Below are 15705 nucleotides of genomic sequence, written 5' to 3' on the forward strand. Positions count from 1 at the left end.
CCGCCGGATCGCGGCCCGACCGTCGGACGCGGACCGCCCCGCGGGGGGTACAGGCCCGCCTCTGGGATGGCGCCCCGCGCCGTCCCGCAGGCTCGCTCCGCGGCATCGCTTCGCGAGGTCGCATCGCGAGGCGGTTACGCTATGTTGCCGCCGTGATCTCCTCCTACAATGTCCAGCACGCGCCGGTCGGCGCCTTTGCCTCCTTCACGCTCGGAAGCTTCAACCGCCGGGGCGGCTTCGCCTCCCAGGTGGGCCGCCCGGGAGAATCGAACCTCTACATCGGCTACCGCGAGGGAGACGGGGACTTCTTCTGCCTCCCCTATTTCGAGAGCCACAGCGGCCCGGACGTCCCGTTCGGCGTCACCTTGACCCATGACACGCAGATGCGCCGCGTCTTCGGCGAGCAGGACATCCGCCGCGAGCTCGGGTGGGCGAGCGACACGATCCGCGCTGGGCGGCTGACGCTCGCCATCTACTCGCCGTTCGGCCCGATCCCCGATCCGCGCACGGCGGCGCCCTCCGAGGTCGCCGAGCGGTCCTGCCCGGCGCTCATCGCGCGCCTCGAGCTCGACAACACCGGCAGCGACAAGCCGATGACGGGCGTCTTCTCGCTCGAAGCGTCGAGCCTGCGCGACCTCGAGACGACGAGCGACGGCCGCCTGGTCGGCGTCGCGCACGGCCGGCGCTGGGGGTTCGCCGTCCGCCCGGAGCCGGGCATCCGCGCCTTCCAGGCCTTCGCGCCCGAGAACGCGCTCGACGGCAGCGCCGATCGGCTGTTCCGCCTCGGCAAGACCGGCGGCCTGCTCATCGACGTCCCCCCGGGGGAAAAGCGCGAGGTCTGGATCGCGCTCGGGTTCTACGACGCCGGCACCATCACGACCGGGATCGAGGCGCGCTACGCCTACACCCGCTACTTCCGCAGGCTCGAGGACGTCCTCTCCTTCGCGCTCGACCGCCGCGAGGCGCTCGTCAAGGAGGCGATCCAGCGCGATGAGGAGCTCGCGCAGTCGGCGCTCAGCCCCTCCCAGAAGTGGCTGCTCGCCCAGGCGACGCACGGCTATTTCGGGTCCACCGAGTGGCTGGACACCGCGCTCGACGACGCCTCGCCGCCCGCGCCGCTGTGGGTCGTGAACGAGGGCGAGTACGAGATGATGAACACCTTCGATCTCACGATCGATCACCTGTTCTTCGAGCTGCGTTACGCGTCCTGGGCCGTGCGCGACGTCCTCGACCTCTTCGTCGATCGCTACAGCTACCGCGACAAGGTGAAGCGCCCCGGCGCGAACGGCGAGCTCCTGCCGGGCGGCGTGTCGTTCACGCACGACATGGGCGTCGGCAACCACTTCTCGCCGGCCGGGAACTCCAGCTACGAGCGCCCGAACCTCGACGCCGCCTGCTTCAGCTACATGACGCTCGAGCAGCTCACGAACTGGATCTGCTGCGCCGGCGTGTACGTCGCGCGCACCGGCGACAAGGGCTTCCTCGAGCGCCACCGGGGCCTCTTCGCCGAGCTGCTCACGAGCCTCCTCCACCGCGACGCGCCCGAGCCCGGGGCGCGCACCGGCGTGATGGCGCTCGACAGCAGCCGCTGCGGGACCGGCGCCGAGATCACGACCTACGACTCGCTGGATCACTCGCTCGGGCGCGCGCGCGGCAACCTCTACCTGGCCGGCAAGACGTGGGCGTCGTACGTGGTGCTCGCCGAGCTCCTCCAGCGCTGCGGGGACGCCCCCCTCGCCGCGGAGTCCAGGGCGGCGAGCCAGAAGACGGCGCGCGCCATCGTGTCGGCCTTCCACGAGCCGTCGGGCTACATCCCCGCCCTGCTCGACGGGAGCTCGACGAGCGCGATCATCCCCGCGATCGAGGGGCTCCTGTACCCGCACGCCATGGGCTTGCTCGACGGCAACCCCGCGGAGGGCGAGCACGGCGAGCTCGTCCGGGTGCTCCGCCGTCACTTCCAGGCCATCGTCAAGCCCGGTGTGTGCCTGTTCCCCGAGGGCGGCTGGAAGCTCTCGAGCAGCAGCGACAACTCCTGGGCGAGCAAGATCGCGCTCTGCCAGCACATCGCGCGCGTGATCCTGAGGGCCGACCTGCCCGACGCCGAGCGCCACGAGCAGGCCCACGTCCGCTGGCAGATCGAGGGCTCCGGCTACTGGGCCTACTCCGACCAGATGCAGCGCGGCGTGCCCGTCGGCAGCCGCTACTACCCGCGCGGCGTGACGGCCATCCTCTGGCTGGACGAGGCCCCGGCGGGGGCGAGGTCGCCGAGCCGGTAGCCGGCGGCGCTCCGGCCGGAGCGGTGGGCGGGCGCTCGCCAGAGACGCCCGCCGCGGCGGCTCGCCCCTGCGGGGGCAGCCGCCCCGGGAGCAGGGCAATCGACCCAGGTGCTTTCATGAGAGTTCTCATCATTGGCGGGACCGGGCTCATCTCGACGGCCATCGTGCAGCAGCTCCTCGAGCGGGGCGATCGCGTCACGCTCTTCAACCGGGGCGTGACGGCGCGGCGGTTCGAGGGGGATGTCGAGGTCATCGTCGGTGATCGCTGGAAGCACGCCGAGCTCGAGCGCGAGATGCAGCGGCGCACGTTCGACGCCGTGATCGACATGGTCGCCTACGCCCCCGAGAACGCCGACTCGCTGCTCAGGGCGTTCTCGGGCCGCGCGGGGCACCTTGTCGTCTGCTCGACGGTGTGCGCCTACGGCGAGCCCCTCACGCGCTCTCCGGCGACCGACGACGAGCCGCACCGCCCCGTGACGAAGTATGGCCAGAACAAGTCGCGCATCGAATCGACGCTGCTCGCGGCGAACGGCCAGAACGGGCTCAAGACCACGATCTTGCGGCCGTCGTTCACGACCGGCGAGGGGCACACCGCGCTCGGCGCGCTCTATTTCGATGACTCGATGGCCGACCGCGTCCGGCGCGGCCTCCCGCTCATCGTCCACGACGACGGCGCGGCGCCGTGGGCCATCGCGCACGTCTCCGATGTGGCCCGAGGGTTCGTGAACGCCCTCGGCAACGACAGGGCCTATGGGCAGGCCTACCACCTCACGAGCGACGAGCACACCACGTGGGGCGGCGTCTTCGCCGCGCTGCAGGAGGCCGCCGGCGGCAAGTCCCCCGTGGTCTCGATCCCGACCGGCTGGCTCTACGAGGTCGCCCCTCGCCGCATGGTGGGCGTCAAGTTCATCTATCAATACGGGTCGATCTTCGACAACAGCAAGGCCGCGCGCGACCTCGGCTTCCGGACCACCGTGCCGCTGGTCGAGACCTTCCGCCGCCAGATCGCCTGGTCGGAGCGCGCGGGGACGTACCGGCGCGCCGAGGAAGAGCCGCTCCAGGACGTCCTGCTCGACGCGTTCAACCAGGGCAGGAAGCCGGCCCCGGCGCAGGTGCACGACTTCAATCCATGGGGGAACGAGCCCGAGTCCTGATCCCAGCTGCCGCCTCATCCGACAGGTGGCCTCGCCACCTCACGGAGCATTCCACGAGAATTTTCCGCCGGGAGCGCTCCGGCATTTTCCTTGAGCCGTGCCGGAGCGGACCTCGACGATCCCCTTCGCCAGCCGCGTCAGGGCAGGTTCTCGAGGGGATCCGTCTTGCCGACGCCCGCGTGCTCCAGGACGATGGCCTTGACGTCGGCCGCGCGGTCGAGCGGATACGCGTACGGAGCGGTCCAGGAGCAGTCTGCGCCGGACGTCTGCGTCCCGGTCGTCTCCTCGAACACGTTGTCGATGCGATGCGTGCCGCCGGCCGCGCTGTCCAGCGTGGTGATGGGGTTCTTGACCTTGTAGAAGTGGTTGCCTTCGACGCGCAGACAGGCGCCGACGCGCGAGTTCACCCCGGACGTGGGGACGTTCTCGAAGTAGTTGTTGAAGATGTGGCCGTTGCCGCCGCGGTAGCTCGGGAGGCGGGAGTTCACGTTGCTGAAGCGGTTGTGATGGAGGGTGATGCGGCGATCGCTGTCGTCTTTGTCCGACGAGCCGACCAGCATGCCCTTCCAGTGGTCGTGCAGGTAGCTCCACGAGATCGTGATATTCGAGGACTCGTGGGTGGCGTCGATCAGGCCGTCGTACTTGTCCTTGTCCGAGTTCACGGCGGTAGAGTCGGCCCAGAGCTCGCAGTGGTCGATCCAGACGTTGTGGCTCTCGTCCATGTGGATGCCGTCGCCGTTGCCGCTGCTGGCCAGCACGTGGTGGATCTTCAGGTTGCGGAGGATGATGTTGGAGGCTCTCCTCAGGTTGATCCCGATCCCCTGCAGCTCTCCGCTCGACCCGACCCCCACGATGGTCTTGTCGGATGCGACGCGCACGTCGTCGCCGCTGCCGCTGATCTTGCCGGTGATCTGGATGATCCGCGCGCCGTCCCTGGCCGCCTCGGTCCTCAGGGCGTCGAGCGAGCTCACGGAGACGACCTCTCCGCCCTTGCCGCCGGTGGTGCCGTCGCCGGTCGTGGCGTAGCCGTAGAGCCTGAAGTCGACGCCGCCGGGGCTGCTGCCACCCGTGCCGCTGCTGGAGCCGCCTTCTCCGCTGCTGGAGCCGCCTTCTCCGCTGCTGGAGCCGCCTTCACCGCTGCTAAAGCCGCCCTCACCGCTGCTAAAGCCGCCTTCTCCGCTGCTGGAGCCGCCCTCGCCGCTGCTGGAGCCGCCTTCTCCGCTGCTGGAGCCGCCCTCACCGCTGCCGGCACCGGTCCCGCCGGTGCTGGCGCTCGTGGTGGAGCCGCCGCTCCCGCTGCTCGTCGGCTGGCCCTCATTCTCTTCCGGATCCGACGTTTCCGAGCCGCACCCGACCACCGAGATGCCGGCGATGCCGAGCGCGATCAGCGCAGCCCAAGCGACTCGAGATTCGCACTTCATGAGCAAGTATCCTTTCCGTGATGAGCCAAGCAGCTCGCGCGACGCGGGTGGAGAAGCCGGACAGCGCACGGGCCGTTCCCGGGAGCTCCACAGCAACGCATGTGCCACCAGCGCATGACGGTCCGAAGCCGCCCGGCTCCCGGCCTTCCATGGCGATCTCCGCGAGGACAGCCGCAGCGCGCTTCCCCTCCCCCGACGGGCAACCGCGGCGCCGCAACCGGGGGTGTCAACCGCAGATTGACACTGTGGACACGTGAAGCACCGCGTCGTCGACCTCGACGCGGTGGGCCGCCTGCGCGAGCTCGAGCGACTCGGCGTCGCCGGGCTCGCCGCCGCGGCCCATGGTGGGCTCAGGGGCCGATTCGAACGAGCTCGACCCAGTCGAGCCTGGACCCGTCCTCGCGGCACGCGAACGAGACGAGGTGACTCCCAGGCTCGAGCGCGAAGGTGAGCATCGTTCCTTTTTCGGCGTCCGAGTCGTTGACGTAATCGAGGTGGAAATCGGTGCCGATGAAGTTGTACTGGTATCCCGGCGGCGGCGCCTGGTCCACGCGGACCAGGAACGAGTTGTCCGTGCTCTCGTTCGGCCCCGCGGCGACCCTGACCTTGATCTGATAGGTGCCGGCCTCGCTGATCTTGAACGAGCAGCTGACCCGGTCGTCGTCGCATCCCGCCACCTCGGGGACGACCACGTAATACCCGCCGTCCGCCAGCTCGTCTTCCACCTTGATGAAGCTGCCAGTGAGCTCACAGGCCTCGGCCTCGAGCTTGAGCACGTCGCCCGTCGCTCCCCCGCCGCCCGTCGCTTCCCCGCCGCCCGTCGCGCCCCCGCCCGTCGCGCCGCCCCCGCCGCTGGACACGCCCGACCCTCCCGCGGAGGCCGACGACGTGTCCCACGCCGCGGACAACCCCTCCAGCGAGCACGCGCAGGCCAGCACCGGCAAGAACGCATACAAGGGTCGCCACCGCGATGGCCGCGTGTTGACCACCGTCGTGCACGCCGGCGAAGCGCTCTCTGCATCGCCTACCGCGCGACGTCTCGTCTCCGCCTGGGGGTCCGAGATCGCTTTCACTCCAACTACTTTAGCAACACACGCATCACGAGCGCGAACCAATCGCTCCTGCTGGCGCGGCCCCGAGACGGAACACTGGGTCGAGAGACGCTCGAGGCGCCTCAGCGCGCGGCGGCGCGCGCGTAATCCTGGGCGCGGAAGAACACCCCGTGGACCTCGCCGTCGACAAGCGCCGGGACGAGCGCGCCGGGCAGGACGGACTCGACGTCGTTCGGCGCCTTGGGCCCGCCGAGATCGGTCCGCAGCCAGCCCGGGTCGAGGAGGTTCATCAGCACGCCTGTACCGCGCAGCGAAGGGACCGTGTCGCGCACGAACTTGTCGAGCGCGGCCTTCGACGCGGCATAGGCCATGAGCTCCGGCTGGTCCTGGATCCCGGAGGTCACCTGGATGATTCGCCCCCAGCGGCGCTCCAGCATCGTCGGCAGCAGCCGGTACGTGATCCGGATCGGGCTGATGACGTTCACCTCGAAGCTGAGCCGGTAATCCTCCGCCGGCGTCTCCAGGGTCGAGGTGCGGAAAGGCGTCATGATGGCCGCGTTGTTGAACAGGATGTCGATCCCGCCCGACGCGGCGATCGCGCCGTCCAGCATCCGGTCGACCGCCGCCTGATCCGACAGCTCGCCCGAGACGGCGCTCACCCGGATCCCCTTGCCGGCGAGCTCGCCCTCGAGCTCCCGCGTGTGCGCCGCGTCACGGCTGTGCAGGACCAGGTTGCAGCCGAGGCCCGCGAGGCCGCGCGCGATCTGCTTTCCGATACCCCGGCTCGCGCCGGTCACCAGCGCCCACTTTCCTTGGATTTCCGCCGTCATGGCGGTGCCTTATGGCAGGGCCCGTCCCCTCTCGCACCTCAAAAGCGAGGCGCCCCACCGGCGCGCGCGAGCGCCGCCGGTAGAGCCACCAGGTCCCGGCGTGATCCTGCGGAACACGGTCCCCGCGCACGCCGCCGTCACGGCGCACGAGGCCGCGCATCCGACGTGTCGCTGCGGTTCCAGCAGCACCGACTGCTGATCGGGTGCTGCTGTTGCAGCAGCACCCGCCGGTCACCGCCGGGGAGCGGCCTCTGTAACCGCGCGAAACCACAGGGATCCTGCGTGGCACGGCGGCTGCCAGGAGCCTGCGGTTGCCTGCTGGCGCGATCCTCTCGCCAGTTCCTGTGTAACTGGAATCAACAAGCGCTGTCCCTGGCGAGCCGCAGGGCGTCCGGAAGAACCCTCCATGATCAGCCACACCCCCTTCACGAGGCTCCGCTCCGGGCTGCTTGGATGCGCTGTACTGGCGTGCGTCCTGTCCGGCTGCGACCGCGGCGGCGGTGAGCCGGGCGCCACGATCGCGAGCGATCCCGCTTCTCCGGCGCCGGCGCACGACAGGCGCGAGGCGGGGGTCGTCCGCCTCGGGTACCAGAAGATCGGCACCCCCTATCTCCTCAAGGGCCGCGCCGACCGCCTGAAGAAGGCGCTCGAGGCGAAGAACGCCCGCGCCGAGTGGGTCGAGTTCCACGCCGGGCCTCCGCTGCTCGAGGCCATGCGCGCCGGCGCCGTGGACATCGGCCATGTCGGCGAGACGCCGCCCGTCTTCGCGCAGGCGGGCGGCGTGCCCTTCGTGTACGTCGCCACCGACCCCCCGGCCCCGAAGGCCGAAGCGATCGTCGTGCCGAAGGGCTCTCCGATCACCAGCGTCGCGGGCCTGAAGGGCAAGCGCGTCGCGGTCAACCGCGGCTCCAACGTGCATTACCTGCTGGTCCGGGCCGTCGAGGGCGCCGGGCTGACGCTCGACGACCTCCAGATCTCCTTCCTCGCGCCGGCGGACGCGCGGAGCGCGTTCGAGAGCGGCCAGGTCGACGCCTGGGTGATCTGGGACCCGTTCCTGGCGGCGGCGGAGACCGCCGGCGCGCGCATCCTCCAGAGCGGCGAGGGGCTCGTCGACAACCACCTCTTTTACGTCGCCCGGCGCGAGTTCGCCGAGAAGCACCCGGAGCTCCTGCAGACCGTGCTCGAGGAGTACCGCGTCCTGAGCGACTGGGAGCGCGACAACACGGAGGAGGCCGCGCAGATCCTCGCGACGTCGTCGGGCGTCGACCACGGGGCGTTCCTCACCGCCGAGCGCCGGCGCTCGTTCGGCATCCTGCCGATCACGCCCGAGATCCTGAAGAAGCAGCAGGACATCGCCGACACGCTCCACAAGCTCGCGATCATCCCGCGCGACGTCCGCGTGGAGGACGCATTCCTGTCGGCGCCCGCCCGCGGAGCCGTCCGATGACGGCCGCCGCCTCGACGGGCCGCCGCGCGCCGCGCGCGCTCGGCCGCGCCCTCGCCCCCTGGATCGCCCCGCTCGCGCTGGTGATCGTCTGGGAGGCCCTCTGCCGGCTGCAGGTCATCCCGAAGAGCCTGCTGCCGTCGCCCTCGGAGGTGGTGCTGGCCGCGGTCCACGCCACGAGGCGCGGCGACCTGCCGGCGCACCTCGGCGTCAGCGCGCTGCGCGCGCTCGGCGGGCTCGCGATCGGCGCCGGCGTCGGGCTCGCGCTGGGCCTTTGCACCGGGCTCTCGCGCGCGCTCCAGCTCGTTGTCGACGGGCCCCTCCAGATGCTCCGCGCCATCCCCGCGCTGGCGCTCGTGCCGCTCGTCATCCTGTGGTTCGGCCTGGGCGAGACGGCCAAGCTCTTCATGGTCGCGGTGACGGTCCTCTTCCCCGTCTACCTGAACACCTTCCACGGCGTGCGCAGCGTCGACCCGCACATCATCGAGATGGCGCGCGTCTACGACGTCCGGGGGCTCGCGCTCTACCGCGAGGTCATCCTCCCCGGCGCGCTCCCCTCGATCCTGGTGGGCCTCCGCTTCGCGCTCGGGCTCTCGTGGCTCGTGCTGATCGTCGCCGAGACGATCGGCGCGAACAGGGGCCTCGGGTACGTCGCGATGAACGCGCGGGAGTTCATGCAGATGGACCTGCTCGTGCTCACGATCGTGCTCTGGGCGATCCTCGGCAAGCTGGCCGACTCCCTCGCGCGCTGGGCGGAGCGCCAGCTGCTGCCCTGGCAGCCTCGATTGCAGCGCATGGACGCGGGGTGACACCATGAGCGTGCGCGTACCGGACGATCGCACGAAGGGCGCGCGGGTCGTCCTCGAGCGGCTCGAGAAGCGGTTCGACGACAGGCCTGTCCTCTCGGGCCTCGATCTCGACGTCCGCCCTGGGGAGCTCCTGACCATCGTCGGGCGGAGCGGGTCGGGCAAGAGCACGCTGCTCCGCCTCCTGTGCGGCCTCGAGCAGCCCACGGCCGGCGCGGCGCGCGTCGAGGCGCACGAGGGCGGCGCGGGCGGCGCGGCCGTGCGCGTCGTCTTCCAGGAGCCCCGGCTGATGCCGTGGCGCACCGTCCTCCAGAACGTCTGCATCGGCCTGCCGGCGGCGCGCCGCGCCCGCGCGCGCGACGTCCTCGCCCAGGTCGGCCTCCTCGACCGGCAGGACGACTACCCCGGCGTGCTCTCGGGCGGCCAGCGGCAGCGGGTCGCCCTCGCGCGCGCGCTCGTGCACGAGCCCAGGGTCCTGCTCCTCGACGAGCCGTTCGGAGCGCTCGACGCCCTCACGCGGATCGAGGCGCAGCGCCTCGTCGAGTCGCTGTGGGCCCAGCACGGCTTCACGGCCATCCTGGTGACCCACGACGTCCAGGAGGCGGTCCTGCTGGGCGACCGCGTGCTCGTCTTCGACGAGGGCCGCATCGTGGAGAGCGTCACGGTCGACCTGCCGCGGCCGCGCCCGCGAGAGCTCCCGGAGGTCGGTCGCCTCACCGGCGCGCTGCTCCAGACGATCCTCGCGTCGGGCGAGGGCCCGAAGGCGCGCCCCCCCTCACGCGCGAGCCTTCCTCCGAAGCTGGCGGAGCCCCTCCTGGCCGGCGCGGAGTGAGGGCCGACGCCTCATCGTCCGTCCCTCGTGCCGCTGCTTCATTCGAAGCACCCCTTCAGGCGCGGATCGGTCCGGAGGATCGCCTCGACCTCCGGCGCGCAGTCGCGGGCGGAGAGGATCGTGTAGTAGCCGGGCTTGATCTCCGGCGCGACGCGGACCGCCTCGCGCCACTCGTCGAGCGAGAACGGGTCGGCCCGGATCGCGCCCCAGAAGCCGGTCGCGTCGAGGACGGCGGCGATGTGGTCCGTGTCTCGCCCCTGGAGCTGGCTCACGACGTAGGCGGCCGTGCCGACCTGCAGGCCGTGGAGCCGCGGCCGGCTGGAGGTCTGGTCCAGCGCGTGCGAGATGAGGTGCTCGCTGCCGCTCGCCGGCCGGGACGACCCCGCGATCTCCATGGCGATGCCGTTCAGCATGAGCGCCGTCGCGAGCAGGCGCATGCCCTCGAGGTCGCGCCGGGGGCGCGCCATGAACTGGAACACGGTCGCGTCCGAGAGCAGGGCGGCGAAGTCGTTGACCGGCTCGCCGCGCGCGTGGAACGCGAGCTTCCAGTCGCGCACCGCCGTCACCTTGGCCACGAGGTCGCCCACGCCGGAGAGCCAGAGGATCTCCGGCGCGCGCAGGCAGACGTCGGTGTCGACCACCACGCCGAACGGGACGGCGCAGGGGAGCGAGCGGCGCCTGCCGCCGATCGTGAGGCTGGCCGAGGGGCTGCAGAAGCCGTCGTTCGAGAGCGACGTGGGCACGGCGAGGAACGGCAGCCTGGCGAGGAACGCGAGGTACTTGGCCGTGTCGAGGGCGCGGCCGCCGCCGAGCCCGACGATCGCGTCGCAGCGCGCCGGGAGCGCGGGCAGGAGCGCCGAGGCCTCCTCGAAGCTGGCCGAGCTGACCTCGCGCTGCGCCACGACCTCGATCGCCTGCTCGTTCAGCCCCTCGCGCATCGCCGCCTCGATGGCGGGGGGCGTCCCCACGCTCGACAGCAGCAGGACGTGGCGGCGCGCCGCGCGGGAGAGGTAGAGCCCGCTGCGCGGGAGCGCCCCGGGCTTGATGCGCACCAGCGTGGGGATGCCGATCTGGGTGGCGTTGGGCATGCGCCGTCTTCTAGACCCGCCGCCTCGCCGCGGCACGCCTGCGGAGGATGACCCCGCCGCCTCCCCGCGGCGCGCCTGCGGCTGACCTCCAGGCCGCGGCCGAGGCTGCGCAGGACGAGCAGGTCCTCGCCGAGGTCGACGTCGACAAGCGCGCGGGCGACCTCCTGGCGGACGCCGCTGAGGATCGGCCTGGAGCCGAGCAGCTGGATCGCGCGCGCCAGCTGCTCCAGGGCGGCGGCGCCGTCCGGATCGAGCGCGTCCGCGCCGGTGACGTCGAGGACCACGTGGGACGCCCGCTGCGCGACGCGGGCGTCCCGCGCGGATAGAGCGTCCAGTCCTCCACGACGGTGCCGCCCTCCGCGAGGACGCGGAGGTAGCCGTCGAGCCGCGCGCGGACGGCGGGTGACAGGTCCGAGAGATCGCGGGAGTACAGCTCGGCATGATCCAGCGCGCGCCAGAACTGGAGGGCCTTCGCGTTGGCCCAGGGGAAGCGGTACCGGTCGTGGTCGTAGACCCACGCCGGCAGGATGGACAGCTCGAGGGCCGACAGGCGCTGGTCGAAGGACGTCATGTCGTGGCGACACGTCATACGACGCCCTCGGCCGTCCTGCACGTAGCTTCACTCGTGCGGCTGGTTCACGTACGCGTCGCGCTCCGCCTCGCGGAACAGGTCGACGACGCGCCGGTACGCGGCGACGTAATCGGCGTCCGGACCATCTGCGCTGTGCATGTCGGTGTTGTCCATCTCGTGCTCGAAGGCGATCATGAGCTTTGCCGGGCGCGTTCTTGACGCGCTCCGCGGCCGCCCGGATGACGGCGTCCTGCGAGCCGTTCGCGATCTCGGTCCACGTGACGTTCTGGCCCGCCGAGTAGCGGCGCGTCTCCCACGACAGGTGGACGAGATATCCTTCCCTCATCTGCGCCGTCTCGAACCTGTCCGGGAACACGCCGTTATCGGTGGTGCCCCAGTCGTGGTAGCGGTACACGATGTCGAGCTTGCGGCCGGCCTTCTGCTCGAAGTCCTTGAACGCGAGGCCCCAGTCCCAGCCATGGTTCCTCGCCGAGTTGTACCCGCCCCACCAGGAGCCGTTCCTCGGTACGAGCTTGTCCGACACGATCGCGCGAGTCTCCGAGGGTTCCGCGCAGCGCTGCACGCGACACGCACGCTGGACTGTTAATTGGTGTTATGCCCCGGAGAAGAGTTGTAGCGCGGCACCGGCGGCGCTCCGGGCGTGTGCGGCCGTATCGTCCGTTGTCCGCTCTTCGCCGCCTGCTGCCCGTTGCGGGCGCCCTGGCGCCCGCTCAGCGGGTGATCTGCCATAGCAGCTCGAGCAGCTCTTCCACCGCGAGCCGCCGGGCTCGCCGGCCTTCCCAGGTCGAGGCGGTCACCACGGCGCTCGCCCGTTTCGCCGTGTCCCTGGCGATCTCCGCCTGCCGGCGCGAGCGCTCCTCGTCCTCGAGCTGCTGCTGCCGCGCCCTCGCGGTGCCGCCCGACGCGGCGAAGGCGAGGAGCAGCGGGAGCTCACCCCGGTCGAACCAGGTGCCGTGCTCCCTGCAAATGTCGACGATGATGCCGCTCTTGCCGGCGAAGTTCTTGCGGTTCATCGGCTGGCGGCACGCCGGGCAGCGGATGTAGCGCACGCGGACGTCGACCGGCTCCGGGCGCCGCGGCGGCCTCGGCGCGCTCGTGCCGTAGCTCTCCCGGCTCTCCAGGAGGTCTCGCAGGAGCGCGTGGTCGACGAGCTGGCCGCCGCATCGACGGCAGTCGCGCAGCAGGCCTGTCGCGGCGCGGAACGCCGAGAAGGGCTCGTCGCAATCGGAGCAGCGGAGCGCGTCCGGCTCCGCGATCGGCTCCAGGCCGAGCTCGTGCTCGCAGCCGTCGCAGCGCTCCGCGTCGGGCCGGTTCAGCTGGTAGCAGCCGCCGCAGCGCACGGTGGCGAGCGGGCCTGTGCACCCGGGAGAACAGCGCCCCTCTGCGTCGATCAGGAGGCCGCAGCGCGAGCACGTGCGCATCCCCCGATGCTAGGCGAAGGGCGCGCTCACGAGAAGCGGCGACGCGGGCGCCCTCGACCGGGAGCCCGAGTGGCCGTCGGGTCATCGGGGGTGCGCGGGCTCAGCGCACCCTGGCGGGCTGCGCGGCTCAGCGCACCCTGGCGGGGCGCGCCGACGGTCGGGAGCTCCGGGATCGGCCGCCCGGCGGCGCGCTGGAGCGGCGCACCAGCTTCCCGAGCTCCTGGAGGAGATATCCCATCGCGTCGTCGTCGTCGTGAAACACGACGACGTTGTCGTTATTCTCCTCACGCAGGAGCCGGGTCACCTGCAAGGCGCCGACCGCCGTCCGCACCACGACGGCGACGGCGGCGAACTCCTGGCAGATCATGCTGCGGGTGCGCATCGTCGCGGCCTCGAACGCCGGATCGTTGTTCATGGCGGGCCGGCGGATATCCACGAGGTGGCCGAGGCTCGCGCGCTCGAGCGACTCGTAGACCTGCAGCGCCTCGGTGTGGACCCGGATGAACTCGTCGGGGGAGGCATACGGGACCTCGGAACGGGTGCTACGGACGACCGAGCGCTCCTGATCGAGCGTGACCGTCAGGTACTCGTTCTGCAGCAGGGCCGACATGCCCCGGACAGGATAGCGGGCCGACGGCGGGCGGGTACCTGAAAAGCGCTGGCGGGATCAGGGCCACGCTGCCTCTCGGCGCTACGGGGGCTGGCTGCCACACCGTGTCAAACGGAAGCGCCTCGAAATCCACCGCGACCATCACGTGAGCTCGGCGAGCTCATCTGTGGTTCACGGCGAGACAACCACCTTCAGGACCAACCCTCGTCTCCATGCGAGACAGTCCCGCCCGCAGCCCGGGCTCACTCGAACCGCAGCGCCTCCACCGGATCGAGCCGCGCCGCGCGCCGGGCCGGCCCCACGCCGAACGTGATCCCGATCAGGATCGACACCCCGAGCGCCAGACCGACGGCATACGGCGGCACGATGGTCGCCCATTCCCCGAACCGCGAAAGCAGCACCGCCGCCGCGTACCCGAGGCCCACGCCGGCCACGCCGCCCGCGAGCGACACAACGACGGCCTCGACGAGGAACTGCCGCAGGATGTCCCGCCGCCGCGCCCCGACCGCCATGCGCACGCCGATCTCGCGGGTGCGCTCCCGGACCGACACCAGCATGATGTTCATGATCCCGATGCCGCCCACGATCAGCGACACCGCCGCCACGCTGCCGAGCAGCGTCGTGAAGGTGCCCGTGATCTGCCCCATCGTCGCCAGCATCTCGGCCTGAGACCGCACCTCGAAATCGCTCGCCTGATCCGCGCGCAGCCGGTGGCGCAGCCGGAGGAGCTGATCGAGCTGCGCGATCACCGCATCGGACCGATCCTCGCTCGCGAGCTGGAGCGAGATCGTCGACAGGTGGTCCTGCCCGAACAAGACCGACCGGTGCGTCGACAGCGGCACGAACACCCCGTCGTCCGGCGAGCCCATCCCGGAGCCCTTCTCGGCGAGCACCCCGACCACCCGGAACGCGTTCCCGTTGATCTGGAGGCGCGTGCCGAGCGGCGAGCCGCTCGCGTTGCCCCCGTACAGCTGCCGCGCCACGTTCGCGCCGAGGACCACAACGCGCGCGCGCTGCTGCTCGTCGAGGTCGGAGAACGCGACGCCGCTCGCCACCGCGAGCGAGCGGACCTCGAGGTACGCCGGCGTGATCCCGGTCACGGACGCGTTCAGGTTGCTCGCCATGTACCGGAGCTGCGCGCTGCCGCTCCGCTCCGGCGCGACCGCCGCCACGCCGTCGAGCCCCTTCAGCGCCTCGGCGTCGCCCTCCGTCAGCGTCTTGACCGTCCCGGAGCGCACCCCGCTCGCGGACGCCGACCCGGGACGCACCATCAGCAGGTTCGCGCCGAGCGACCGGATCCGCCCCTCCACGCTGCTGCGCGCGCCCTCGCCGATGCCGAGCACCGCCACGACCGCGGCGGTCCCGATGATCATGCCGAGCATCGTCAGCAGTGTGCGCATGCGGTTCGACGCGAGCGACCGCCACGCGCTCTTCGCGGTCTCCTTGATCAGCATGCCGACTCCATCTCGCTCGCGTGGAACGCCGACACCACCGTGCCCGACGGGCCGTCGGCCACGATCCGGCCGTCCTTCATGTGGATGGCGCGCGTGAGCGACCGCGCCACGCCGAGATCGTGGGTCACCATGAGGAGCGTCGTCCCGTCCGCGTTCAGCGACATCAAGAGCTCCAGCACGTCCCGCCCCGTCCGGCTGTCGAGCGCGCCCGTCGGCTCGTCGCACAGGAGGATCGACGGCCGCGTCACGATCGCCCGGGCGATCGCGACGCGCTGCCGCTGCCCGCCCGAGAGCTCCGACGGCAGGTGCCGCGCGCGCGCGGCGAGCCCGACGCGCGCGAGCGCGCTCTCCGCGAGCGCCCAGCTGTCCTTGACCGCCCCGTAGAGGAGCGGCAGCTCGACGTTCTCCGCCGCCGTCATCCGCGGCAGCAGGTTGAAGCTCTGGAACACGAACCCGATGTGCCGGTTCCTGAGCGCCGCGAGCTCGTCGTCGTCGAGCTCCGCCACGTCGCGCCCCCCGAGCCGGTACGTGCCCTCCGTCGGCCGGTCGAGGCACCCGAGGATGTTCAGCAGGCTCGACTTCCCGCACCCGGACGGCCCGATGATCGCGACCGACTCGCCGCGGCGCACCTCGAAGCCGATTTGGTCGACCGCCCGCACCGCGAGGTCCTCGCGATCGGCGTGGTACACCTTGGAGAGACCGCTCACGAAGACCGGGACGTCCAT

General features: G+C 71.3%; 14 protein-coding genes and 1 pseudogene. 5 read left to right on the forward strand and 10 right to left on the reverse strand.

Features of this window, described 5'->3' with window-relative positions:
- Nucleotides 1-152: 152 nt before the first annotated feature.
- Nucleotides 153-2276 carry a glycoside hydrolase family 52 protein gene (locus WMF28_RS23890; protein ID WP_437595597.1) on the forward strand — a complete coding sequence of 708 codons (2124 nt, stop codon included), beginning with the start codon at nt 153-155 and terminating at the stop codon, nt 2274-2276.
- 116 nt (nt 2277-2392) lie between these two features.
- Nucleotides 2393-3430, forward strand: coding sequence for an NAD-dependent epimerase/dehydratase family protein (locus WMF28_RS23895; RefSeq protein WP_437595598.1), 1038 nt, complete (start codon nt 2393-2395; stop codon nt 3428-3430).
- 137 nt (nt 3431-3567) lie between these two features.
- Here the strand turns inward: WMF28_RS23895 and WMF28_RS23900 are convergent, their stop codons facing one another.
- The 3 genes from WMF28_RS23900 to WMF28_RS23910 form a co-directional block, all read right to left on the reverse strand.
- Entirely contained in the window at nt 3568-4851 is a 1284-nt protein-coding gene (locus WMF28_RS23900; RefSeq protein ID WP_437595599.1) for a pectate lyase family protein, read from the reverse strand.
- 350 nt (nt 4852-5201) lie between these two features.
- Nucleotides 5202-5924, reverse strand: coding sequence for a hypothetical protein (locus WMF28_RS23905; protein WP_437595600.1), 723 nt, complete (start codon nt 5922-5924; stop codon nt 5202-5204).
- 101 nt (nt 5925-6025) lie between these two features.
- Nucleotides 6026-6733 (reverse strand): SDR family NAD(P)-dependent oxidoreductase, encoded by a 708-nt coding sequence (locus tag WMF28_RS23910; protein ID WP_437595601.1) that lies wholly within the window; start codon nt 6731-6733, stop codon nt 6026-6028.
- Nucleotides 6734-7139: 406 nt separating this feature from the next.
- Between WMF28_RS23910 and WMF28_RS23915 the strand changes: the two genes are divergently transcribed.
- The 3 genes from WMF28_RS23915 to WMF28_RS23925 are packed head-to-tail and all read left to right on the forward strand — an operon-like array spanning nt 7140 to nt 9815.
- Nucleotides 7140-8180 (forward strand): sulfonate ABC transporter substrate-binding protein, encoded by a 1041-nt coding sequence (locus WMF28_RS23915; protein ID WP_437595602.1) that lies wholly within the window; start codon nt 7140-7142, stop codon nt 8178-8180.
- A complete protein-coding gene (locus WMF28_RS23920; protein WP_437595603.1) occupies nt 8177-8986 on the forward strand; it encodes an ABC transporter permease subunit in 810 nt (269 codons plus the stop codon). Before WMF28_RS23915 ends, WMF28_RS23920 begins: the two co-directional genes overlap by 4 nt.
- Before the next feature lie 4 nt (nt 8987-8990).
- Complete coding sequence (locus WMF28_RS23925; RefSeq protein WP_437595604.1) at nt 8991-9815, forward strand: ABC transporter ATP-binding protein; 825 nt, start codon at nt 8991-8993, stop codon at nt 9813-9815.
- Nucleotides 9816-9853: 38 nt separating this feature from the next.
- On the opposite strand, the gene WMF28_RS23930 is transcribed toward WMF28_RS23925, so the two are convergent.
- The 7 genes and pseudogenes from WMF28_RS23930 to WMF28_RS23960 form a co-directional block, all read right to left on the reverse strand.
- Nucleotides 9854-10903 carry an iron-containing alcohol dehydrogenase family protein gene (locus WMF28_RS23930; protein ID WP_437595605.1) on the reverse strand — a complete coding sequence of 350 codons (1050 nt, stop codon included), beginning with the start codon at nt 10901-10903 and terminating at the stop codon, nt 9854-9856.
- Nucleotides 10904-11088: 185 nt separating this feature from the next.
- Nucleotides 11089-11526 (reverse strand): annotated as a pseudogene (locus WMF28_RS23935) (hypothetical protein); the annotation flags it as partial.
- Nucleotides 11523-11669, reverse strand: coding sequence for a hypothetical protein (locus WMF28_RS23940; protein WP_437595606.1), 147 nt, complete (start codon nt 11667-11669; stop codon nt 11523-11525). The gene WMF28_RS23940 and the pseudogene WMF28_RS23935, both read right to left, overlap by 4 nt.
- A 536-nt stretch (nt 11670-12205) precedes the next feature.
- Nucleotides 12206-12916 carry a zf-TFIIB domain-containing protein gene (locus tag WMF28_RS23945; RefSeq protein ID WP_437595607.1) on the reverse strand — a complete coding sequence of 237 codons (711 nt, stop codon included), beginning with the start codon at nt 12914-12916 and terminating at the stop codon, nt 12206-12208.
- Between the two features lie 127 nt (nt 12917-13043).
- Nucleotides 13044-13526, reverse strand: a complete 483-nt coding sequence (locus tag WMF28_RS23950; protein WP_437595608.1) for a hypothetical protein — start codon at nt 13524-13526, stop codon at nt 13044-13046.
- Nucleotides 13527-13768: 242 nt separating this feature from the next.
- Nucleotides 13769-14980, reverse strand: a complete 1212-nt coding sequence (locus WMF28_RS23955; RefSeq protein ID WP_437595609.1) for an ABC transporter permease — start codon at nt 14978-14980, stop codon at nt 13769-13771.
- Nucleotides 14974-15705: an ABC transporter ATP-binding protein gene (locus WMF28_RS23960; RefSeq protein WP_437595610.1), complete on the reverse strand. Its 732-nt coding sequence runs from the start codon at nt 15703-15705 to the stop codon at nt 14974-14976. The genes WMF28_RS23955 and WMF28_RS23960 overlap by 7 nt, the downstream gene beginning before the upstream one ends.

This window comes from Sorangium sp. So ce590 (assembly GCF_051521365.1).
Taxonomy (GTDB): domain Bacteria; phylum Myxococcota_A; class Polyangia; order Polyangiales; family Polyangiaceae; genus Sorangium.